This is a genomic window from Streptomyces sp. YJ-C3 (assembly GCF_053891275.1).
The window spans coordinates 7,311,574-7,332,452 of sequence record NZ_CM132685.1 but is presented as its reverse complement, the minus strand read 5'-3'; the positions used below and the strand labels follow the sequence as shown (position 1 = coordinate 7,332,452).

The window sequence follows — 20,879 nt, the reverse complement described above, 5'->3', positions numbered from 1 at the left end:
GTGAAGTTGCGTTTCCGGAAAGTTATTCAGCCGTGTCGAACCGCTGCAGGTCACCCGGCAGCCGGGAGCCGAGCGGAGCCATGTCGCCGTCCGCGCCGTGGCGCGCGAGCAGGTCCAGGGCGAGCCGTCCGCGCCGCACCCGCTCCTTCGCGGTGGCGAGCGTCAGCTCCCGCAGATGGTGTCCGTACGGGTAGATGCCGGGCGTCTTGGACAGCCCGAACTTCAGGTACAGCGGCGCGCCCCGCCGGATCAGCTCGGCCACCTCGTACATGCGGACATAGCCGCCGAGGTCGTCCGGCGCCTCGATGTACATGTCCATGGGCGCGGCCGACACCCGCCGGATCTCGCTGAGATGGTCCAGGGTCAGATCACTGGGCACGTTGAGGGAGTCGGCGCCGAGCCGCTCGAACACGGCGTACGCGGCCGGGTTGACCGGCCCGATCAGCGCCGAGACCTTGAGCGTCGTGTCGGCGGGGATGATCCCGGCCAGCCGGGCCCGGTGCAGCGTCCACAGCACGCCCTCGTCGGCGACGAGCAGGCACTTGACGCCCAGCTCCGTGGCCCGCACGGCGTCCTCGACGCAGCCGGCGACGGCGTTGTGCCCCCGGGCGCGCAGCCCGGCGCCGCCCGAGTCGGTGCGCACCGAGCCGCCGGTGTCCCAGGTGCCGCGCGGGCCGGTGAACAGGCAGAGCTCGATGTCGCGTTCGGCGGTGGCCTCGGCCATCTCCGTGATCTCGGCATCGGTGAGCATCCATACGCCGCTGCCCTGGCTGATCCGGTGGATCGGCACATCGAGCCGGGAGGACTCCTTGAGCACCACGGCCAGCGCCTCGGGGCCCTCGCACGAGGGGATCTCGGTACGCCAGCGGCCCCCGCCGGGGAAGGTGTGCGGGGAGGCATCGGCCGGCTCGGCGGCGGGAGAGGGCAGGCCGAGGGCGGAGAGTGCGGGTTCGCCGGGGTGGCGGGGTGAGTCGGTCACGCTGGTCCTTTGCGGTTGTTCGGTATGTCGGACGGAGTTCGGTTCCGTGGGACGGCGTGCCGGGTGCCGCGGGGCCGAAGAGCGGCGCGCCGCGCGCCGGGCTAAGGCCGCAGCAGCACCTTCCCCACCTTCGGATCCCCGGCCCCCACCCACTCGATGGCCTCGGCGAACCGTTCCAGCGGCACCTCGTGCGTCACCAGCGGCAGCGGATCGAGCAGCCCCGCCCCGAACACCCGCACCGCGTGCGCCCACGCGTCGGCACCGGCGCCGAACACGGTCCGCACCTCCAGCTGGCGCACCACCAGATCCGTCGGGTCGAGCCCCTCGGAGCCCGCCGGCGGAAGCCCGGTGAGCACCAGGCGCCCGCCCCGCCGCAGCAGCCCGGCGGCGGTCCGCGCCGCCGAGGCCGACCCGGCGGCCTCGATCACCACATCGAGGTCGGCCGGCAGCGGCTCGTCGTGCAGCCGGAAGTCCGTCGCCCCGAACTGCCGCGCCAGCGCGGCCCGTTCGTCCTGCGTCCCGACGACGAGCAGCTCCGCCGGCGAGTTCGCCGCGAGGAACTGCACGGCCAGCATCCCGAGCGTCCCGGTCCCGACCACCGCGACCCGCTCCCCGGGCCTGGCGTCGGCCTTGAGCGCGGCGGCCGCGACGCACGCGGCCGGCTCCAGGAGCGCGGCGGCGCTCAGATCCGCCCCGTCGGGCAGGACGTGCAGCAGCCGGGCCGGCAGCACCAGCGTCGTGGCCATCGCTCCCGGCCGGGTGAAGCCCGTCTCCTCGTACCCGGCGGTGCACAGCGTCGTGTCACCGGCGTGACACCGCTCGCAGACCTGGCAGTTCCGGAAGCCCTCGCCGACGACCTTCCGCCCGACGAGCTCCTTCGGCACCCCGGCGCCCACGGCCGCCACGACGCCGGACCACTCGTGCCCGGGCGTCACCGGGTAACGGACGTACTCCTTGGGCCTGTTGCCCTGGTAGACCTCGCGGTCGCTGCCGCAGATCCCCACGGCGTGCACCCGCACCTGCGCCTCGCCGGGCCCCGGTGCCGCGGGCTCGTGCGGCACCAGCCGGTGCCGCCCGGGTGCGTCGACGACGACCGCGGAGCTCACTTCGACCCCTTGGGGGCGCGCTTCTCCCAGCCCTCGGCCCACAGGTCGAACCGGGCCTGCTGCTGCGGGAACTCGGCGGCCGCGTCCACGTCCAGCTCGACCCCGAGCCCCGGCTCGTGCGACAGCGCGAAGCATCCGGTCTCCGGGTCGACCTGCGGGGCGCCCTTCACGACCTTCTTGATCTCCGCGTCGGCGAAGTCGTTGAAGTGCTCCAGGATCTTGAAGTTCGGCGAGGTGAAGCCGACTTGGAGGGACGCGGCGGTGAGCACGGGACCGCCCACGTTGTGCGGGGCGACGAGCATGTAGTGCGTCTCGGCGGTGGCCGCCAGCTTCCGCGTCTCCCAGATGCCGCCGAGGTGGCCGACGTCGGGCTGCAGGATGTCGACGGCCTGGCTCTCGAACAGCTCCCGGAACTCGATCCGGTCGTGGATCCGCTCACCGGTGGCCATCGGGATGTCCACCTTGGCGGCCACCTTCTCCAGCGCCTTGAGGTTCTCCGGCGGCACCGGCTCCTCCAGCCACGCGGGCCGGAAGGGGGCGAGCTCGTTCGCGAGCCGGATCGCCGTGGCGGGGGAGAACCGGCCGTGCATCTCCAGCATCAGCTCGGCGTCGGGCCCGATCGCGTCGCGCACCGCCTCGATCAACGACACGGCGTACAGAGACTGTTCGTGATCGAGCTCGAAGTGCCCGGTGCCGAACGGGTCGATCTTCAGCGCCTTGTACCCGCGCTCCATCACCGCCTTGGCGGCCTTGTGGTACGCCTCCGGGGTCCGCTCGGTGGTGTACCAGCCGTTCGCGTACGCCTTGACCCGGTCGGTGACCTTGCCGCCGAGCAGCTGCCACACCGGGACGCCGAGCGCCTTGCCCTTGATGTCCCAGCAGGCCATCTCCACCACGGCGATACCGGACATGACGATCTCGCCGGCCCGCCCGTAGTCGCCGTACTTCATGCGCCGCACGAGGTCCTCGACCGCGAACGGATCGGAGCCCACGATGTGATTGGCCAGAGCCTCGTTCAAGTAACCGATGAGCGCGTCGGTGTGGCCCAGCATGCGGGTCTCGCCGACGCCGGTGATCCCCTCGTCGGTGTGCACCTGGACGTAGGTCAGATTCCGCCACGGCGTCCCGACCACATGCGTGCTGATTCCCGTGATGCGCAAGGCAGTTGCCCCCTGTGCCGTTCGATATTTCGTCACACGTTCGAAATGCTGGCGTGACAGTAAAGCGGCCCTATGGGGGTGTCAATGGGTCTGCGCGGAGGATCTCCGTGCCGCGCGCCCGACGGAACACGCGGTTCCGCACAGAAGTTTCACAGGACCGGCTTTTTCCGTTACCGGCCGGGCGCCTAGCCTCCCTACGTCATGGACTACTGCCACCCGTGCCGCAGGCACCTCAACGGCGCCCTCGCCTGCCCGGGCTGCGGCACCCCCGCCGACGCCGTGCGCGCCTACGCGGAGGCCACGGTCGCGCAGGAAGCGGTCGACGAGCCGGAGGCGGCGCACGACGGCGAGCCCACCCGTCCCCGCAGCCGGCGCCGCACCCGCAGGGCGCACCGCCGGCGTCGCGGGCGCATCCTCCTCGCCACGGCGGGGCTCGCGCTCGCCGCGGGCGGCCTCAGCCTCGCCGAACTCGGCACCGAGTCCTCCGGGGGCGGCGACGCCCAGGCCGCGCCGGACACCGCCGACGCCGTGACGGAGGCGGAGGCCGAGGCCACGTCCCCGTCCGCCGGGACCGGGCACTCCAGCGCGCCCGCGCCGGCCTCCTCCTCGCCCGAGGCGCCGGCCTCCCTGTCGGCGTCACCGAGCCCGGAGCGCAGCACCGCCTCTGCGTCGGCGCAGTCCGGCAGCGGCACCACGACCCCGGTCAACGCCCCGTCGTCCAGGGCTGGTTCGCCCTCGGACTCGCCGGCCACATCGACGCCGACCACCGCGGCCCCGCGCCCGACATCCGCGTCCCCGACCCCCGATCCGACTCCGTCGGAGACGTGCGACCGGTTCCTCTGGTGGTGCACCTGAGGCTCAGGGGCCTTCCGGGGGTCAGCCGACCCCGAGCATCCGCTGGAGCATGTCCCGCAGCGCCAGCCGCTCCGCACGGGACAGCCCGGCCAGCGGCTCGCGCGCGAAGTCGAGCGAGTCCCGCAGGCTGAGCGCCACCCGCGTGCCCTCCTGTGTGGGCGCGGCCACCTTCACCCGCCGGTCGCCGGGGGAGGGCCGCCGCTCCACCAGGTCCCGCGCCTCCAGACGGTCCACGATGCCCGTGATGTTCGACGGCTCGCACTTCAGCCGCTGCGCGATCTGCCGCATCGGCAGCGGTTCGAGCGACAGCAGGCTCAGCACCCGCGCCTGCGCCCCGGTCAGCCCGTGCCGCGCGGCGGCCTCCTCGTACTCCTGGTGGTAGCGCGCGACGACGGCCCCGATCAGCTCGACCACTTCGAGCGTCAGCGGGTCCGTGCGGGGGGAACGGGTGGCGGTCATGGGTTCCAGCGTACCCAGTTACTTGACATCCTGAAATATTCAGGAGCATGGTTGTTTCACGTACTGAAGTACTTGCTGAAGCACTTCCCCCACTGCCACGAAGGATCAGCGCATGCCCGCCGACATCCCTCAGATCCCCGCCACCGGCCGTGAGTGGGCCCTGATCAGCCGTCCCGTCGGCTGGCCCGAGCCCACGGACTTCGAGCTGCGCGAGGCCCCGGTGGTCGAGCCGGGCCCCGGCCAGGTCCTGGTGAAGAACCTGTACGTGTCGGTCGACCCGTACATGCGCGGCCGGATGAGCGCCGCGAAGTCGTACGTCGCCCCGTACGAGCTGGGCAAGGCCATGCAGGCCGGCGCGGTCGGCGTCGTCATCGCCTCGAACGACGAGGGTGTCGCGGTCGGCGACCACGTCCTGCACTTCTTCGGCTGGCGCGAGTACGCGACGTTCGACGCGAAGCAGGCCGTGAAGGTCGACCCCGAGGCCGCGCCGCTGTCCACGTACCTCGGCGTGCTCGGCATGACGGGCCTCACCGCGTACGCGGGCCTGCTGCGCACCCTCTCCTTCAAGGAGGGTGACAGCGTCTTCGTGTCCGGCGCCGCGGGCGCGGTCGGCGGCCAGGTCGGACAGATCGCCAAGCTCAAGGGCGCCTCGCGGGTCATCGGCTCGGCCGGCTCGGACGAGAAGGTCAAGCTGCTCATCGAGGAGTACGGCTTCGACGCGGCCTTCAACTACAAGAAGGGCAGCGTCCACGAGCAGCTGAAGGAGGCGGCCCCCGACGGCATCGACACGTACTTCGACAACGTCGGCGGTGACCACCTGGAGGCCGCCATCGCCCGCCTGAACCGCGACGGCCGCATCGCCATCTGCGGCGCGATCTCCGTGTACAACAACACGGAGCCGGCCCCCGGCCCGCGCAACCTCTCCCGTCTGATCCAGACCCGCGGCCGCATCGAGGGCTTCCTCGTCGGCGACCACTACGACCTGCAGCCGCAGTTCGTCCAGGAGGTCGGCGCCTGGGTCCGATCCGGCGAGCTCAAGTACCGCGAGACGGTCGTCGAGGGCATCGAGAACAACCTGGAGGCGTTCCTCGGCGTCCTGCGCGGCGACAACACCGGAAAGATGGTCGTGAAGCTCTGACGCTCCGCGCACATCGGTGGCCCCCGCACTTCTGTGACGGGGGCCACTTTCGTTCCCGCGGGCATTCGATAGTGTGCTTCCGTCTTACGGATTGAAGTTTCCGCATTACGGATCTCCCGACGAGATCCGTCTGCCGGATCGAACCAAAGAGGGAGCACGGGCATGGCCATCACGCAGTCCGACGTCGTCTACACCGCCGTAGCCACCGCCGAGAACGGCCGCGACGGCCGCGTCGCCACCGACGACGGCAAGCTCGACGTCGTCGTCAACCCGCCCAAGGAGCAGGGTGGTTCGGGCGCCGGTACCAACCCGGAGCAGCTCTTCGCGGCCGGCTACAGCGCCTGCTTCCAGGGCGCCCTCGCCGTCGTCGCCCGCCAGGAGGGCGCCGACATCACCGGCTCGACCGTCACCGCGAAGGTCGGCATCGGCAAGAACGACGAGGGCTTCGGCCTGATCGTCGAGATCTCGGCGGCCATCCCGAACGCGGACGCGGCCACCGCCCAGGCCCTGATCGAGAAGGCCCACCAGGTCTGCCCGTACTCCAAGGCGACCCGGGGCAACATCACGGTCACGCTCTCGGTCTGACCGTTCGACGGCCCCGGCCCGTCCCGTAAGGTTTGCGCCATGCGTGATCTCGGGGCGGGCTTCGGCTATTTGATGAAGGGGCAGCGCTGGGTTGCCCAGCACGGCAAGCAGTACGGCTGGAGCCTGCTGCCCGGCCTCATCACCCTCGTCCTGTACGCGGCGGCCCTGGTCTGCCTCGCCATATGGGGCAGCGACTTCATCGCCTGGACGACCCCGTTCGCCGACGACTGGTCGTCCCCGTGGGTCGGCCTGTTCCGCGGCTTCCTGACGGTCGTCCTCTTCGCCCTGGCCCTGCTCCTGGCGGTGCTCACCTTCACCGCGGTCACGCTCCTGATCGGGCAGCCCTTCTACGAATCCCTCTCCGAGCAGGTCGACATCGCCGAGGGCGGCCACGCCCCCGAGTCCGGCCTGCCGCTCTGGCGGGACCTGTGGATCTCGGCCCGCGACAGCCTGCGCATCCTGGCCCGCGCGGGCCTGTGGGGCCTGCTGCTCTTCGCGCTCGGCTTCGTCCCCTTCGTCGGCCAGACGGTGATCCCGGTCCTCGGCTTCTTCGTCACGGGCTTCTTCCTCACGGAGGAGCTCACGGCGGTGGCGCTGCAGCGCCGCGGCGTCCAACTCCGCGACCGCCTGGCCCTGTTGAGGTCGAGGAAGGGACTCGCGTGGGGCTTCGGCGCGCCGCTGGCGGTGGCCTTCCTGGTGCCGGTCGTGGCGGTGTTCCTGATGCCGGGAGCGGTGGCGGGGGCGACCCTGATGGTGCGCGACATGGAAGGCGCCGCCGCGCCCACGACGGACCCGCGCGCGGCCGGCGAGGCTCACCCGGCGGACGAGAGCCCGCGAGGAACGACGGCATGAAGACAGCGAACCTCGGCGTCCTCTTCGTCGTGGAACTGGTCGCCCTCGGCGCGGTGGGGGCGTACGGCTTCACCCGCGACGTCGCGACCCCCCTGGCCTGGCTCTACGGCCTCCTGGGACTGGCCGTGATGATCACGACCTGGGCCCTCTTCGGCTCCCCGAAGGCCCGCCACAAGACCCGCGGAGCGACCCGCGTCGCCTTCGAGACCGTCTGGTTCGGCGCGGGAGTCGTCGCCCTGGCGCTCTCCGGCGCGTACCTCTGGGCGGTCGTCTTCGCCCTGGTGTGCGTGGCGAGCAAGACCCTCGCGGTGGTCTGGAACCAGTAGCTCAGCCCCCGGCCGCGTCCTCGCCCAGCAGCGTCAGGAAGTCGCGGAACGCCCCCGGCATGTCCACCGACTCCGGGTCGAGCAGCCACTGGTACTGCAGCCCGTCCATCACCGCGACGAGCAGCGGGGCGGCCCGCTCCGGCGTCAGGCCGCTCGGCAGCCGCTCCCCGTACTCGGCGCGCAGCACCTCCGCCATCGACGCGCGCACCCCGTCGTAGCGCCGCGAGAAGAACTCCCGCGCCGGATGCCCCTCGGTGACCGACTCCCCGAGCAGCGCCGAGAAGGTCTGCACGATCCCCGGCCGCATCGCGTTGTACTCCACCAGCGACCCGAGCAGATCGAGCCGCCACCGGCTGTCCGGCACCGCGTCCCACTGGTCCCGCTCCGCCAGGACCGCGACGAGCAGCGCCTCCTTCGTCGGGAAGTAGTGGAGGAGCCCCTGCTGGGTGAGTCCCACGCGCTCGGCGACCGCCGCGAGGCTCGCGCCCCGGTACCCGCGCTCGGCGATCACCTCCAGCGCGGCCCGCAGGATCTCGGCCCGCCGCTCCTCGCTCCTGGCGGTTCTGGTGCTGCTCATGCGGTCACCGTACGACATCACGAGAACGCCCCCGGGTGTTCTTTATAACGCCAAGATAACGAAACCTACCGCTCTACAGGTAACGGGTGCAGGATGAAGGAGCTCAGACTTCGACGAGGAGGTGCCGGCATGGCGAACCAGGTGGACGGCAACAGCGGTGACGGCGGGGCGCAGGCCCGCGAGACGGTGGTCGAGGCCGCACTCGGCAAGCTCGACCTCGACACCAAGGCGCGACTGCTCGCCGGGCAGGACATGTGGTCGCTGCCCGAGATCCCCGAGATCGGCCTGACCTCGCTGGTCATGTCCGACGGCCCGATCGGTGTGCGCGGCGTGCGCTGGACCGCCGACGACCCCTCGATCGCCCTGCCGTCCCCGACGGCGCTCGCCGCCACCTGGGACCCCGCGCTCGCCCGCCGGGCCGGCGCCCTCCTCGCCCAGGAGGCCCGCCGCAAGGGCGTCCACGTGCTGCTCGCGCCCACCGTGAACCTGCACCGCTCCCCGCTCGGCGGCCGCCACTTCGAGGCGTACAGCGAGGACCCGTACCTCACCGGCGCCATCGGCACCGGCTACGTCCAGGGCGTCCAGTCCGGCGGCGTCGGCACCACCGTCAAGCACTTCGTCGCCAACGACGCGGAGACCGACCGCTTCACCGTCGACAACATCGTCTCCGGCCGCGCCCTGCGCGAGCTGTACCTGGCCCCCTTCGAAGCCATCGTCGAGAACGCCCACCCGTGGGGCATCATGACCGCCTACAACACGGTCAACGGCACCTCGATGACCGAACACCGCTACCTCGTGAACGAGGTCCTGCGCGGCGAATGGGGCTTCGACGGCTTCAACGTCTCCGACTGGATGGCAGCCCGCTCCACGACCGGCGACATCAAGGGCGGCCTGGACGTGGCCATGCCCGGCCCGCAGACCGTGTACGGACCCGCGCTCGCCGCCGCCGTACGGGCCGGCGAGGTCGAGGAGTCCGAGGTCGACGACGCCGTGCGCAACGTCCTGCGGCTCGCCGCCCGCATCGGCATCCTCGAAGGCGCCGAACCGGTGGTCACCGAAGCACCGGCCGAGATCGACGGCGAGGCCCTCGCCCGCGAGATCGCCCGCCGCGCCTTCGTCCTCGTACGCAACTCGGGCGTGCTGCCCCTGCGCCGCGACGCGAAGATCGCGCTGATCGGCGCCGCCGCCCGCGACGCCCGCATCCTCGGCGGCGGCTCCGCCACCGTCTTCCCCGCCCGCACCGTCTCCCCGCTCGACGGCCTCACCGCGGCGGTGGACTCCCTCGCCTACGCCGTCGGCGCCGACCCGAGCGACGAACTCGCCCCCGCCGACAAGGGGTTCGCGCTGCGCGCCATCTGCCGCGACGCCGACGGCACCGTCATCGGCGAGGGATCACTGCCCAGCGGCCAGCTCCAGTGGATGGGCGCCGACCTGCCCGCCGGCGTCACCCACGAGGCGCTGCACAGCATCGAGATCAAGGGCACCTTCACCCCGCGCGAGAGCGGCGAGCACGCCTTCGGCACCCGCGGCACCGGCGCCTACAAGCTCACCGTCGACGGCACCGTCCTCTACGACGGCGTCCAGCCGATGGGCGACGGATCCGACCCGTTCGAGGCGTTCTTCGGCGCCCCGCTGGAGCGCGGCAGGGTGACGGTGACGGCAGGCGAGCCGGTGGAGGTCTCCCTCCTGCACCCGCTCGACAAGTCCCTCAAGATGCCGCTGCCCGCCATCATGTTCACCCTCACCCACCTCGGCCCGCGCCGCGGCGAGGAGGAACTGATCGCCGAGGCGGTCGAGGCCGCCCGGGACGCCGAGGTCGCCGTCGTCGTGGTCGCCACCACCGAACGCGTGGAGTCCGAGGGCTTCGACCGCACCGACCTCCGGCTCCCCGGCCGCCAGGACGACCTGGTGCGCGCCGTCGCCGCCGCCAACCCGAACACCGTCGTGGTCGTCAACTCCGGCTCCCCGGTGGAACTCCCGTGGCGCGAGGACGTCGCGGCCGTGCTGCTGAGCTGGTTCCCCGGCCAGGAGGGCGGCGACGCGCTCGCCGACGTGCTCCTCGGCGCCGAGGAACCGGGCGGCCGCCTGCCCACCACCTGGGGCTCGTTCGAGGACGCCCCGGTCACCCACGTCACCCCGACCGACGGCCGACTCGACTACGCCGAGGGCGTGTTCATCGGCTACCGGGCCTGGGACAAGTCCGGGGCCACCCCCTCGTACCCCTTCGGCCACGGCCTCGGCTACACCGACTGGACGTACGAGTCGATCGACGTGAACGGCACGACCGCCACGGTCCGGGTCCGCAACACCGGCCCCCGCCCCGGCCGTGAGGTCGTCCAGCTCTATCTGGCCCCGAGCGAGCCCGACGCGGCCCGCCCGGCCCGCTGGCTGGCCGGCTTCGCGAGCGTCACGGCCGCCCCCGGCGAGACCGTCGAAGCAGTCGTCGAACTCCCGCGCCGCACCTTCGAGATCTGGGACGAGAGCGCCGACGCCTGGGCGTACCAGCCGGGTTCCTACGAGCTGACGGCCGGCCGCTCGCTCACCGACGGCCGCGTCAGCGAGACGATCGTCGCCTGACGACCGGCCCGACGACCGGCTTGTCGCGACGCCCGGCTCGGTAACCGGCTTGTTGCGACGGCCGGCCTTGATCCAGGGGCGGCGGACCCTGACCCCCGCCGCCCCTGCACCGCTCCCGCGCCGCTCTCAGCCGCGCAGCCCGAACCCGTACACCGTCTGCGACCGGTACACCTCGCCCGGCCGCAGCACGGTGCTCGGGAACTCGGGCCGGTTCGGCGAATCCGGGAAGTGCTGCGTCTCCAGCGCGATCCCGTCACCCGGCGCGTACGGCACCGTGGCGTCGAAGCCGTCCGAGGTGTAGAGCTGCAGCCCCGGCTCGGTCGTGGCCACGGTCAGCACCCGGCCCGACGCCGGATCGTGCAACTCGGCCACCTCCACGGGCGTCTCGGTGACCCCCTTGTCCAGCACGTAGTTGTGGTCGTACCCGGGCCCGACCTTCCGGCTCTCCCGGAAGTCGAACCGCGTCCCGTCGACCGCCGCCACCTCACCGGTGGGAATCAGCTCGTCGTCCACCGCGGTCACATGCCCGGCGTCGATCCGCACCTCATGGCTGCCCGCCGCGTTCCCGGAACCCGGTCCGCCCAGGTTCCAGTAGCTGTGGTTGGTGAGGTTCACGACGGTCGGGGCGTCGGTCACCGCCTCGTAGGAGATCCGCAGCACCCCGCCCTCCTCGAGCGCGTACGTCGTCGAGACCTCCAGCCGGCCCGGGTACCCCTCCTCGCCGTCCGGGGAGACGCGGGTCAGCCGCAGCACGTGCTCCCCGACCGCCTCCGCGTCCCACACCCGCTTGTCGAAGCCCAGCTCACCGCCGTGCAGCGCGTTCCGTCCGTTGTTCTGCGCGAGCTCGTGGGTCCGCTCGCCGAGCGGGAACCGGCCGCTCGCGATCCGGTTCGCGTACCGCCCGACCAGGGCGCCCAAGTACGGCTCGGGATGGGCCAGATACGAAGCCAGGTCGGGGAACCCGAGCACGATCCCGTCCCTGGCTCCCGCGCGGTCGGGAACCTCGACCGTCTGCAGGATGCCCCCGTACGTCAGGACACGTACCCGCACCCCGTCCCGTTCCAGGGTCCAGCGGTGGACGTCGGTGCCGTCGGGCAGGGCGTCGAAGAGTTCACTGCGCATGATCGAGACCCTACGCCCGCCCCCTGGACACTCAGACGAGCGGTTCCTGCGAGGTCACTCCGCGATACGCGAGCGCCGCGAGCCGCGCCTGTCCGTTCTTGCTCGGATGGAACCAGTCCCAGTGGCTCAACTGGTCCCCGTCGAACCGGTACCCGAAGACCGCACCCTCGTCGGACCGGCACCGCCGGTCCTTCGCACACACGTCCTTCAGCACCTCGTTGTACGCCTCGACGCGCTCCTGCACGGAGTCGCGCCGCTCGGTGGCCGCGACGTCCATGGCATCCGGATCCGCCAGCATCGACGCGCAGATCCCCAGCTTCCAGATCTGCTTGCCCAGCGGATTGGCCCGTCCCTCGGACCAGAGCCGCTTCAGGTCCGGCACGCTCATCACGTACACCTGCGCCTTGGGCGCCGCGCGCCGCAACTTCCGCAACGCCTCCTCGAAATCGGCCCGGAAGTCGGCCACCGGCGTCATGGCGGCCGCCGTCGGCCGGCACGCGTCGTTCGCCCCGGCCATCACCGTCACCAGCTCGGGCCGCTCGGCACCGGCCTGCGCCATCTGCGCCGGCAGATCGGCCATCCGCGCGCCGGTCCGCGCGAGGTTCCAACTGTGCGTCCTGGCCCGGCTCTTGCCGAGCAGCCGCACGGCCAGGCTCTTGACCTGCGCGTCGGTACCGGTCGCCCACGACACCTCGGGGCAGTCCGACAGCACGCTGCACGCGTCGAACCCCCGCGTGATCGAATCCCCCACCGCGGCAACCGAACGCGGACTCGTGTCCCACGTCGGAGTGGGCTTCGGCGACGGCTTCGCGCCGGCCGTCGAGCCGTTGGGACCGGGGGAGTTGCCGCCGGAGGCGTCACACGCGGTGAGCGCGCCGGCACCGAGTACGGCCGCCGTCACCGCGGCGACGGCCGCACGCGAGGCAGTTGACCGGTGGCTTCGCTTCCGCATCCTGTGGCCCCTCCGTCGCTCTGCGTCGTCCACTCGTCGCCCGTACCGACCAGGCTGACGCCGTGAACGGGGCCGGGGTTGCGCCCCGCCGGGTGAAAGGTCGGCGTTTGTGCGCCTCGGGACCGACAGTACGTCACACTCCTTGCACCGCTGCGCGATAGCCTCGCCCCGGGGTCCCCGGTCGACCCAGTGAGACCCCGCTGTACCGGTTCCGCTAAGTTACTACACGTCAGATGTGTCCCTTTTTGTCTGTACCTTCGAGTTCGGGCAGCAAGGGAAGAAGGCTCGGCACGGGCGCGAGGCCGCTGGGGAAGGCGAACCTCGACCCACACTGGAGGTCCGGTGACGACACGTGGAGTTCTGTACGTGCACTCCGCGCCGCGCGCGCTGTGCCCGCACGTCGAATGGGCGGTCGCGGGTGTACTAGGCGCGCGCGTCAGCCTCGACTGGATCAGGCAGCCCGCGGCGCCTGGCACCTGGAGATCCGAGTTCTCCTGGCAGGCCGAGGCGGGCACGGCCGCCAAGCTGGCATCCGCGCTGCGCGGCTGGCAACTGCTGCGCTTCGAGGTGACGGCCGAACCCTGCGCGAGCGCCGAGGGCGAGCGCTACAGCGCCACCCCCGAACTCGGCATCTTCCACGCCGTCACCGGCATCCACGGCGACATCCTCATCCCCGAGGACCGTCTGCGGGCCGCACTGGCCCGTTCCGCGGGCGGCGAGACGGATCTGGAGACCGAGGTGGCCAAGCTCCTCGGCAAGCCCTGGGACGACGAACTGGAGCCTTTCCGCTACGCGGGCGAGGGCGCGCCGGTCCGCTGGCTCCACCAAGTGGTCTAGCCCGGGCGACAGCCGTCAGGGTGAAAAGGAGTGGGCCCGCCCGGGAAGTCCCGGGCGGGCCCACTCCTTTACGCGGGGGTCGAGCACCGAGCGTGAAGCGCCAGGTGCTCCGCGTCCCGCGTGCTACGTCAGGTCTCAGACCGAACGGAACGCGAGAACCACGTTGTGCCCACCGAAGCCGAACGAATCGTTCAGCGCGGCGATCCGGCCCTCGACGGGCAGCTTGCGCGCCTCACCGCGGACGATGTCGGCCGTGGCCTCGGCCTCGGGGTCCAGGTTCTCCACGTTGATGGTCGGCGGAGCCACCCGGTGGTACAGGGCCAGCACCGACGCCACCGTCTCGACGCCACCGGCGCCGCCGAGCAGATGCCCGGTCATGGACTTCGTCGCGGAGACGGCGATGTGGTCGGTGTCGTCGCCGAACACCTTGCGCAGCGCCTTCAGCTCGGCCACGTCACCGGCCGGCGTCGACGTCGCGTGCGCGTTCACGTGCACGACCTCGGCCGGGTCCAGGTCCGTGTTGTCCAGCAGGTGCTGCAGGGCCTGCGCGATCCCGCGGCCCTCCGGCTCCGGCTGCACGATGTCGTGGCTGTCGGCGGAGATGCCCTGGCCGACGGCCTCCGCGTAGACGCGGGCACCGCGCTTCGCGGCGTGCTCGGCGGACTCCAGGACGATGACGCCCGCGCCCTCACCGAGGACGAAGCCGTCCCGGGCGGTGTCGTAGGGGCGCGAGGCACCCTGCGGGTCGTCGTTGTTCTTCGACATCGCCATCATGTTGCCGAACGCGGCGATGGGCAGCGGGTGGATGGCCGCCTCGGTGCCACCGCAGACGACGACGTCGGCGCGGCCGGTGCGGATCATCTCGATGCCGTAGCCGATGGCCTCGGCGCCCGACGCGCAGGCGGAGACCGGGGTGTGCACACCCGCACGGGCGTTCACGGCCAGGCCCACGTTGGCCGACGGGCCGTTGGGCATCAGCATCGGCACGGTGTGCGGGGAGACGCGGCGGACGCCCTTCTCCTTCAGCACGTCGTACTGGTCGAGGAGCGTGGTCACGCCGCCGATGCCGGACGCGATGACGGCGCCCAGACGGTCGGGGTCGACAGCCGGGTCGTCGCCCGCCTTGTCGGTGAAGCCGGCGTCGGCCCAGGCTTCCTTGGCGGCGATCAGCGCGAACTGCGCGGAGCGGTCCAGCTTGCGGGCCTGCGGGCGAGGAATGACCTCGCTCGGGTCCACGGCGGCCGGTGCAGCGATACGGACCGCCTGCTCGGCGGCCCACTCCTGCTCGAGGGGCTTGACACCGGAACGTCCGGCGACGAGGCCCTCCCAGGTGGTTGTCGCGTCGCCACCCAGCGGTGAGGTTGCGCCGATACCGGTGACGACCACGGTGCGATTGGTCGAGCTCACAGGAATTCTTTCTCCAACGGATGCGAGGGATTCAGCGGCGCCACCGCCGGGTGGCGGAGCGACTGACCTTCAGGGTCCGGAGCTGGTGGCTCAGGCCTGGTGGTCGAGGATGTACTTCGTGGCGTCGCCGACGGTCTTGAGGTTCTTGACGTCGTCGTCCGGGATCTTGACGTCGAAGCGCTCTTCGGCGGCGACGACGACCTCGACCATGGACAGCGAGTCGACGTCCAGGTCATCGGTGAAGGACTTGTCCAGCTGGACGTCCTCGGTGGGGATCCCGGCGATCTCGTTCACGATCTCGGCGAGACCGGCGACGATCTCTTCCTGAGTGGCGGCCATTGTGGCGCTCCTTCGGTGTGTATCCAGAGGGTGTGGCGTCCGCCGCGGCAGCGGCAGGTGTTACGCCCGTCCGGATCAGGTGATCCGGACGAGATGCCTAGGGGAGGGTAACGACCGTGGCGGCGTATACGAGACCCGCCCCGAAGCCGATGACGAGCGCGGTGTCGCCGCTCTTCGCCTCGCCGGTCGCCAGGAGCCGCTCCATCGCGAGCGGAATCGAGGCGGCCGAGGTGTTGCCGGTGGTGCGTACGTCGCGGGCGACCGTGACGTGCTCCGGCAGCTTCAGAGTCTTCACCATCGAGTCGATGATCCGCTCGTTGGCCTGGTGAGGAATGAAGACATCCAGATCGTCCGGGCTGATCCCGGCCGCGTCCAGCGCCTGCTGGGCGACCTTCGCCATCTCGAACACGGCCCAGCGGAACACCGCCTGGCCCTCCTGCGTGATCGCAGGGAACTTGACGTTGCCCTCGGAGTCGAGAGGCAGCTGCGACACGTCGCCGACGCGGAACTTGTCCCACGGCACGGTCTGCTTGATCGTCTGCGCCTTGTCGCCCTCGGAACCCCACACGGTGGGGCCGATCGCGGGCTCCTGGGCCGGGCCGACGACCACGGCACCGGCGCCGTCACCGAACAGGAAGGCCGTCGCGCGGTCCTCCAGGTCGGTCAGGTCCGAGAGCCGCTCCACGCCGATGACGAGCACGTACTCCGCGCTGCCCTCGACGACCATGCCCTTGGCCAGGGTCAGCCCGTAGCCGAAGCCGGCGCAGCCCGCCGAGATGTCGAACGCGGCGGCCTTCTGCGTACCCAGCTTGTCCGCGATCTCCGTCGCGATGGCCGGCGTCTGCGCGAAGTGCGACACGGTCGACACGACCACGGCGCCGATCTGTTCGGCCTGGATGCCCGCGTCGGCGATGGCCTTGCCGGACGCCTCGATGGACATCATCGCCACGGTCTCTTCGTCGTTGGCCCAGTGGCGGGTGGCGATGCCGGAGCGCGAACGGATCCACTCGTCGGACGAGTCGATCTTCTCGAGGATCACCTCGTTGGGCACGACCCGCGTCGGCCGGTAACCGCCGACACCGAGGATGCGCGCGTACGGGGCACCCTTGCTGGGCTTGATCTTCGACATGCTGCTCGGATCTCCTTGTCAGGCCGAAGTGGCGCCCGCCGCGTCAGCGGCAGATGCATACGTGGCGATCAGGGCGCGGGCCGCGTCGAGGTCGTCGGGGGTCTTCAGGGCGAGGGTCTGGACGCCGGGCAGCGCGCGCTTGGCGATGCCGGTGAGGGTGCCGCCCGGGCACACCTCGATCAGCGCCGTCACGCCGAGCTTCTGGAACGTCTCCATGCACAGGTCCCAGCGGACCGGGTTCGCGACCTGGCCGACCAGGCGCGAGAGCACCTCGGCGCCGGTCGCGACCGTCCTGCCGTCCTTGTTCGACACGTACGTGATCGTGGGATCGGCCGGGGACAGCTCCTTCGCGGCCTCCTCCAGCTTCGCCACCGCGGGGGCCATGTGCCGGGTGTGGAACGCCCCGGCCACCTTCAGCGGCACCACACGGCGCACGCCCTCGGGCTTGTCCGCCTCCAGCGCGGCCAGCTCCTCGAGCGTGCCGGCGGCCACGATCTGGCCCGCGCCGTTCACGTTCGCCGGGGTCAGGCCCAGCTTCTCCAGGTGCGGCACGGTGACCTCGGGGTCGCCGCCGAGCAGCGCCGACATACCGGTCTGCGTGATCGCCGCGGCCTCGGCCATGGCCAGGCCCCGTCCCCGGACGAGCTTCAGGGCGGCGGTGTCGTCGAGCACGCCCGCGAACGCGGCCGCGGTGATCTCGCCGACGCTGTGTCCCGCCACGGCACCCGGCGTCACGTCACCGAGAGCGGATGCGGACAGGAGCCCGGCCGCGACAAGGAGCGGCTGGGCCACGGCCGTGTCACGGATCGCGTCCGCGTCGGCCTGCGTGCCGTAGTGGGCAAGGTCGAGTCCGATGGCGTCGGACCACGCACCGAGGCGGTCCGCTGCGCCGGGGAGGTCGAGCCAGGGAGTCAGGAAGCCGGGCGTCTGAGCGCCTTGGCCGGGAGCGACGAGTACGAGCACTCTCACACTCTCTCTTGTGGACGGTGCGGGCCGCCCGTGGGGACAGGGACGAAGAACCGAAGGGGGAATTGTAGGCCCCCGACAAAAGCCTACGACTGGGGATCTGCGTCGGCCAGGCGCCCCAGGATGAGCGCGATGCGCAACGTGAACGCCGAGCGGACGTCCGACGGCGACCATCCGGTGACGTCGGTCACACGTCGGAGCCGGTAGCGGACGGTGTTCGGGTGCACGAAGAGCATCCGGGCCGCGCCCTCCAGGCTGCTCGCCTGCTCCAGATAGACACTGAGCGTCTCCAGGAGCGCCGAGCCCGCTTCCTCCAGCGGTCTGTAGATCTCCTCCACCAATTGCTCCCGCGCGGCCGGGTCTCCCGCGATCGCCCGCTCCGGAAGCAGATCGTCCGCCAGAACCGGACGCGGGGCGTCCTGCCAGGCCCCGCACGCCTTGAGTCCGGCGGCCGCGGCCTGGGCGGACCGCGTGGCGGCCAGCAGGTCCGGCACCACAGGACCCGCGACCACGGCGCCCGCCGCGAACGGCCCGATCAGCGACTTGGCCACCGCCAGCGGATTGTCGCTGCCGCCCGCGATCACCACGAGCCGGTCCCCGAGCACCCCGGTCAGCACCTGCAGCTTGGCGTGCCGCGATGCCCGCCGGATCGCCTCCACGGTCAGTTCGCTGTCGCCGTCGGGCGCGGTCCCGAGCACGACGCACACATGCTCCGGTGAGTTCCAGCCCAGCGCCGCGGCCCGGCTGACCGCGCCCTCGTCGGCCTCCCCGGACAGCACGGCGTTCACCACGAGCGACTCCAGCCGCGCGTCCCAGGCGCCCCGCGCCTCCGCCGCCTGCGCGTACACCTGCGCGGTGGCGAACGCGATCTCTCGCGCGTACACGAGCAGCGCCTCCCGCAGGACGCTCTCGTCGCCGGGCGCGGCCACCTCGTCGATGGCCGATTCCATGACCTCGATCGTCGTGCGCACCATCTCCACGGTCTGGCGCAAGGTGATCGCCCGGGTCAACTCCCGCGGCGCGGTGCCGAAGACATCCGTCGAGATGGCCTGCGGGGCGTCCGGGTGCCGGAACCACTCGGTGAACGCGGCGATACCCGCCTGCGCCACCAGCCCGATCCACGACCGGTTCTCCGGTGGCATGGCCCGGTACCAGGACAGCGTCTCGTCCATGCGCGTGATCGCTTGCGCCGCGAGCGCCCCGGAGGACTTCTCCAGGCGCTTCAGGGTCGCCGAGTGCGGGTGGGGATCCGCACGGACGTCCGGGCGGCGGTCCGCTTGTTCGTTCGCTGAAGGCTGCGCTGATTCCGATTGGGGCACGGGGACAAGACTGCCTTATCGGGACGGCTCAGCGGAGTGGAGGGTCCGAGGTGACCCCGGCGGAAGGCCGGAAACGGCGGCTACCGTGTACTGCGTGATTGATGTACGTCGCTCCGGCGACCGCTATCCGGGCGGTGACCCCGACGCGGGGATCGAGTCCTTCCACGCGTTCTCCTTCGGCCCGCACTACGACCCGGACAATCTGCGGTTCGGCGCGATCCTCGCCTGCAACGAGGAGCGTCTGGCGCCCGGCGCAGGCTTTGACGAGCACCCGCACAGCCACACCGAGATCGTCACGTGGGTCGTCACCGGCGAACTCACCCACCGCGACTCCACCGGTCACGAGTCGGTCGTGCGGCCCGGCGACGTGCAGCGCCTCAGTTCCGGTGGCGGCGTCCGCCATGTCGAACGCAACGACGCCACCGAGCCCCTCGCCTTCATCCAGATGTGGCTGGCCCCCCGGGATCCGGGTGGCGACCCCGCGTACGAAGTGGTGCACGGCATCGCCGACTCGACCCCGTACGACGTCTCCGCGGCGGGCGCCATGCTCCATGTGCGGCGCCTGGCCGAGGGGGAGCGGACGGAGCTGCCGACCGCCCCGTACGTCTACCTTCACGTGGTGCACGGCGAAGTGCGGCTGGCCGGAACGGTTCTGGGCCAGGGCGACGCCGCCCGCATCACCGGGGAGAGCGGCCCCGAAGCACAGGCGACGACGGACGCGCAGCTGCTGATCTGGGAGATGACCGGCTGACCCGGGCGCCGCCCGCCGCGACCGGCTCCGCTCGGTCAGAGCTCCGCGAGTACCGCGTCGGTGAACGGCGGCCACACCTCGGCCGCCCAGGGCCCGAACGCCCGGTCCGCCAGCGCGACACAGGCCGCACCGGCCTCCGGGTCGACCCACAGGAACGTGCCGGACTGCCCGAAGTGCCCGAACGTCCGCGGCGACGAGGAGCCGCCCGTCCAGTGCGGCGACTTGTGGTCCCGGATCTCGAACCCGAGGCCCCAGTCGTTCGGGTTCTGGTGCCCGTACCCCGGCAGCACGCCCTTCGTCCCCGGGTACTGCACCGTCATCGCCTCGGCCACGGTGCGCGGGTCGAGCAGCCGCGGCGCCTGCACCTCCGCGGCGAACCGCACCAGGTCGTCCACCGTCGACACCCCGTCCTTGGCGGGCGAGCCGTCCAGCGTGGTCGCCGTCATCCCGAGGGGCTCGAACACGGCCTGCCGCAGATACTCCGCGAACGGCATGTCCGCCGCCTTCGCGATGTGGTCCCCGAGCACCTCGAAGCCCGCGTTCGAGTACAGCCGCCGGGTCCCCGGCGCCGACGTCGTCCGGTGCTCGTCGAAGGCCAGCCCGCTGGTGTGCGCCAGCAGGTGCCGCACCGTCGAACCTTCCGGGCCGGCCGCCTCGTCGAGCTCGATCGCCCCTTCCTCGTAGGCGACGAGGGCCGCGTAGGCCGCGAGGGGCTTGGTCACCGAGGCCAGCGGGAAGCGGTGGGCCGTTGGCCCGTGCGTGCCCAGGACTGTGCCGTCCGCACGGACGACGGCTGCGGCGGCGGTCGGGACCGGCCAGTTCTCGATCAACGCGAGGCTCTGCATGCCCACGAGCCTAATTCCTCCGCAGGGACGCCCGTCAGGTGAGCCGGGTGTTCAGAGCGTCAGCCTCATCGAGGGCGCCGGGGTGCGGACGAACCCCAGGGAGGTGTACAGCGGCTCGCCCTGCATCGTCGCGTGCAGGTCGATCCGGCGCACGTCGCGGTCCCGGTACCAGCCCAGGAGCGCCTCCATGCAGGCTCGTGAGAATCCCCTGTGTCGGTACTCCGGGTCGGTGCACACGTTGGAGACGTGCCCCGAGAGGCCGAAGGGGTTTCCCGGAGAGCCCAGACCGCGATGGATCACCCCTGCCGCGCAGGCCGCGAGACGTCCGTCGCCTGTCGGGGCATCGACCACGAACGCCGCCAACTCGCCCTGTGCATCGGCGAGATGAGCCCGCAAGGTCTCGGTGGTGGCCGACTGCCAGCTCGTATCGGAGCTCGGGTTCATCGAGTCGAGCATGATCTTGCGCAGTCGGACCAGCTCTTCGGCGTCTTCAGCGACGGCACGGCGGACGAGGGGCATGATCCGCACGGTAGTGGGGTGCCCGCGCGGCTGTCGCCAGGAATTCCTTGTGATGCGCTTGCTTGGAGCGCACTCCAAG

Annotated in this window: 22 protein-coding genes; 8 read left to right on the top strand and 14 right to left on the bottom strand. The window is 71.5% G+C overall.

Annotated elements, in window-relative coordinates; genetic code table 11:
* Window positions 1–22: 22 nt before the first annotated feature.
* The 3 genes from ACVHNB_RS33220 to ACVHNB_RS33210 all read right to left on the bottom strand — a co-directional run bounded on the left by ACVHNB_RS33220 (window position 23) and on the right by ACVHNB_RS33210 (window position 3,245).
* A complete protein-coding gene (locus ACVHNB_RS33220) occupies window positions 23–979 on the bottom strand; it encodes a hypothetical protein (RefSeq protein ID WP_428954884.1) in 957 nt (318 codons plus the stop codon).
* 101 nt (window positions 980–1,080) lie between these two features.
* The gene (locus ACVHNB_RS33215; protein WP_456226581.1) at window positions 1,081–2,085 is read right to left on the bottom strand and encodes a zinc-dependent alcohol dehydrogenase; all 1,005 of its coding nucleotides are present in this window, start codon (window positions 2,083–2,085) and stop codon (window positions 1,081–1,083) included.
* A complete protein-coding gene (locus ACVHNB_RS33210; RefSeq protein WP_428954886.1) occupies window positions 2,082–3,245 on the bottom strand; it encodes a mandelate racemase/muconate lactonizing enzyme family protein in 1,164 nt (387 codons plus the stop codon). Before ACVHNB_RS33210 ends, ACVHNB_RS33215 begins: the two co-directional genes overlap by 4 nt.
* A 201-nt stretch (window positions 3,246–3,446) precedes the next feature.
* Here ACVHNB_RS33210 and ACVHNB_RS33205 point away from each other — a divergent pair, with 201 nt between their 5' ends.
* The gene (locus ACVHNB_RS33205) at window positions 3,447–4,100 is read left to right on the top strand and encodes an SCO2400 family protein (RefSeq protein WP_456226580.1); all 654 of its coding nucleotides are present in this window, start codon (window positions 3,447–3,449) and stop codon (window positions 4,098–4,100) included.
* Window positions 4,101–4,121: 21 nt separating this feature from the next.
* Here the strand turns inward: ACVHNB_RS33205 and ACVHNB_RS33200 are convergent, their stop codons facing one another.
* Entirely contained in the window at window positions 4,122–4,559 is a 438-nt protein-coding gene (locus ACVHNB_RS33200) for a MarR family winged helix-turn-helix transcriptional regulator (protein WP_428954888.1), read from the bottom strand.
* A 112-nt stretch (window positions 4,560–4,671) separates the two neighbouring features.
* Here ACVHNB_RS33200 and ACVHNB_RS33195 point away from each other — a divergent pair, with 112 nt between their 5' ends.
* The 4 genes from ACVHNB_RS33195 (at window position 4,672) to ACVHNB_RS33180 (ending at window position 7,460) form a co-directional block, all read left to right on the top strand.
* Window positions 4,672–5,697, top strand: a complete 1,026-nt coding sequence (locus ACVHNB_RS33195) for an NADP-dependent oxidoreductase (protein WP_428954889.1) — start codon at window positions 4,672–4,674, stop codon at window positions 5,695–5,697.
* A 162-nt stretch (window positions 5,698–5,859) separates the two neighbouring features.
* The gene (locus ACVHNB_RS33190; RefSeq protein ID WP_428954890.1) at window positions 5,860–6,282 is read left to right on the top strand and encodes an organic hydroperoxide resistance protein; all 423 of its coding nucleotides are present in this window, start codon (window positions 5,860–5,862) and stop codon (window positions 6,280–6,282) included.
* A 39-nt stretch (window positions 6,283–6,321) separates the two neighbouring features.
* Complete coding sequence (locus ACVHNB_RS33185; RefSeq protein ID WP_428954891.1) at window positions 6,322–7,134, top strand: EI24 domain-containing protein; 813 nt, start codon at window positions 6,322–6,324, stop codon at window positions 7,132–7,134.
* Window positions 7,131–7,460 (top strand): YrdB family protein, encoded by a 330-nt coding sequence (locus ACVHNB_RS33180; protein ID WP_428954892.1) that lies wholly within the window; start codon window positions 7,131–7,133, stop codon window positions 7,458–7,460. Before ACVHNB_RS33185 ends, ACVHNB_RS33180 begins: the two co-directional genes overlap by 4 nt.
* A 1-nt stretch (window position 7,461) precedes the next feature.
* On the opposite strand, the gene ACVHNB_RS33175 is transcribed toward ACVHNB_RS33180, so the two are convergent.
* Window positions 7,462–8,055 carry a TetR/AcrR family transcriptional regulator gene (locus ACVHNB_RS33175; protein WP_428954893.1) on the bottom strand — a complete coding sequence of 198 codons (594 nt, stop codon included), beginning with the start codon at window positions 8,053–8,055 and terminating at the stop codon, window positions 7,462–7,464.
* A 111-nt stretch (window positions 8,056–8,166) separates the two neighbouring features.
* On the opposite strand from ACVHNB_RS33175, the gene ACVHNB_RS33170 reads away from it, so the two are divergent.
* Window positions 8,167–10,614 carry a beta-glucosidase gene (locus tag ACVHNB_RS33170; protein WP_456226579.1) on the top strand — a complete coding sequence of 816 codons (2,448 nt, stop codon included), beginning with the start codon at window positions 8,167–8,169 and terminating at the stop codon, window positions 10,612–10,614.
* A gap of 126 nt (window positions 10,615–10,740) precedes the next feature.
* Here ACVHNB_RS33170 and ACVHNB_RS33165 read toward each other — a convergent pair whose 3' ends face one another.
* Window positions 10,741–11,736 carry an aldose epimerase family protein gene (locus ACVHNB_RS33165; RefSeq protein WP_456226578.1) on the bottom strand — a complete coding sequence of 332 codons (996 nt, stop codon included), beginning with the start codon at window positions 11,734–11,736 and terminating at the stop codon, window positions 10,741–10,743.
* A 31-nt stretch (window positions 11,737–11,767) separates the two neighbouring features.
* Window positions 11,768–12,688, bottom strand: a complete 921-nt coding sequence (locus ACVHNB_RS33160; protein ID WP_456226577.1) for an SGNH/GDSL hydrolase family protein — start codon at window positions 12,686–12,688, stop codon at window positions 11,768–11,770.
* Between the two features lie 342 nt (window positions 12,689–13,030).
* Between ACVHNB_RS33160 and ACVHNB_RS33155 the strand changes: the two genes are divergently transcribed.
* Window positions 13,031–13,525: a DUF3145 domain-containing protein gene (locus ACVHNB_RS33155; protein WP_428954897.1), complete on the top strand. Its 495-nt coding sequence runs from the start codon at window positions 13,031–13,033 to the stop codon at window positions 13,523–13,525.
* A gap of 135 nt (window positions 13,526–13,660) precedes the next feature.
* On the opposite strand, the gene ACVHNB_RS33150 is transcribed toward ACVHNB_RS33155, so the two are convergent.
* The 5 genes from ACVHNB_RS33150 to fasR form a co-directional block, all read right to left on the bottom strand.
* Entirely contained in the window at window positions 13,661–14,932 is a 1,272-nt protein-coding gene (locus ACVHNB_RS33150) for a beta-ketoacyl-[acyl-carrier-protein] synthase family protein (protein ID WP_428954898.1), read from the bottom strand.
* 90 nt (window positions 14,933–15,022) lie between these two features.
* Window positions 15,023–15,271, bottom strand: a complete 249-nt coding sequence (locus tag ACVHNB_RS33145) for an acyl carrier protein (protein WP_018530896.1) — start codon at window positions 15,269–15,271, stop codon at window positions 15,023–15,025.
* 97 nt (window positions 15,272–15,368) lie between these two features.
* The gene (locus ACVHNB_RS33140) at window positions 15,369–16,400 is read right to left on the bottom strand and encodes a ketoacyl-ACP synthase III (RefSeq protein ID WP_428954899.1); all 1,032 of its coding nucleotides are present in this window, start codon (window positions 16,398–16,400) and stop codon (window positions 15,369–15,371) included.
* 18 nt (window positions 16,401–16,418) lie between these two features.
* On the bottom strand, window positions 16,419–17,363 hold the full coding sequence (locus tag ACVHNB_RS33135; protein ID WP_456226576.1) for an ACP S-malonyltransferase: 945 nt from the start codon (window positions 17,361–17,363) through the stop codon (window positions 16,419–16,421).
* A gap of 89 nt (window positions 17,364–17,452) precedes the next feature.
* Window positions 17,453–18,685 (bottom strand): fatty acid biosynthesis transcriptional regulator FasR, encoded by a 1,233-nt coding sequence (gene fasR, locus ACVHNB_RS33130; protein WP_428954901.1) that lies wholly within the window; start codon window positions 18,683–18,685, stop codon window positions 17,453–17,455.
* A 94-nt stretch (window positions 18,686–18,779) separates the two neighbouring features.
* On the opposite strand from fasR, the gene ACVHNB_RS33125 reads away from it, so the two are divergent.
* Window positions 18,780–19,436 carry a pirin family protein gene (locus ACVHNB_RS33125; protein WP_428954902.1) on the top strand — a complete coding sequence of 219 codons (657 nt, stop codon included), beginning with the start codon at window positions 18,780–18,782 and terminating at the stop codon, window positions 19,434–19,436.
* Between the two features lie 35 nt (window positions 19,437–19,471).
* Here the strand turns inward: ACVHNB_RS33125 and ACVHNB_RS33120 are convergent, their stop codons facing one another.
* On the bottom strand, window positions 19,472–20,287 hold the full coding sequence (locus tag ACVHNB_RS33120) for a serine hydrolase domain-containing protein (RefSeq protein ID WP_428954903.1): 816 nt from the start codon (window positions 20,285–20,287) through the stop codon (window positions 19,472–19,474).
* 45 nt (window positions 20,288–20,332) lie between these two features.
* On the bottom strand, window positions 20,333–20,800 hold the full coding sequence (locus ACVHNB_RS33115) for a GNAT family N-acetyltransferase (protein ID WP_456226575.1): 468 nt from the start codon (window positions 20,798–20,800) through the stop codon (window positions 20,333–20,335).
* Window positions 20,801–20,879 lie beyond the last annotated feature (79 nt).

Coding starts and splice junctions, on each gene's coding strand:
- ACVHNB_RS33160 (WP_456226577.1), bottom strand. CDS start 12,688: ATGCGGAAGCGAAGCCACCGGTCAACTGCCTCGCGTGCGGCCGTCGCC.
- ACVHNB_RS33115 (WP_456226575.1), bottom strand. CDS start 20,800: ATGCCCCTCGTCCGCCGTGCCGTCGCTGAAGACGCCGAAGAGCTGGTC.
- ACVHNB_RS33200 (WP_428954888.1), bottom strand. CDS start 4,559: ATGACCGCCACCCGTTCCCCCCGCACGGACCCGCTGACGCTCGAAGTG.
- ACVHNB_RS33140 (WP_428954899.1), bottom strand. CDS start 16,400: ATGTCGAAGATCAAGCCCAGCAAGGGTGCCCCGTACGCGCGCATCCTC.
- ACVHNB_RS33145 (WP_018530896.1), bottom strand. CDS start 15,271: ATGGCCGCCACTCAGGAAGAGATCGTCGCCGGTCTCGCCGAGATCGTG.
- ACVHNB_RS33205 (WP_456226580.1), top strand. CDS start 3,447: ATGGACTACTGCCACCCGTGCCGCAGGCACCTCAACGGCGCCCTCGCC.
- ACVHNB_RS33170 (WP_456226579.1), top strand. CDS start 8,167: ATGGCGAACCAGGTGGACGGCAACAGCGGTGACGGCGGGGCGCAGGCC.
- ACVHNB_RS33190 (WP_428954890.1), top strand. CDS start 5,860: ATGGCCATCACGCAGTCCGACGTCGTCTACACCGCCGTAGCCACCGCC.
- ACVHNB_RS33175 (WP_428954893.1), bottom strand. CDS start 8,055: ATGTCGTACGGTGACCGCATGAGCAGCACCAGAACCGCCAGGAGCGAG.
- ACVHNB_RS33180 (WP_428954892.1), top strand. CDS start 7,131: ATGAAGACAGCGAACCTCGGCGTCCTCTTCGTCGTGGAACTGGTCGCC.
- ACVHNB_RS33195 (WP_428954889.1), top strand. CDS start 4,672: ATGCCCGCCGACATCCCTCAGATCCCCGCCACCGGCCGTGAGTGGGCC.
- ACVHNB_RS33165 (WP_456226578.1), bottom strand. CDS start 11,736: ATGCGCAGTGAACTCTTCGACGCCCTGCCCGACGGCACCGACGTCCAC.
- ACVHNB_RS33185 (WP_428954891.1), top strand. CDS start 6,322: ATGCGTGATCTCGGGGCGGGCTTCGGCTATTTGATGAAGGGGCAGCGC.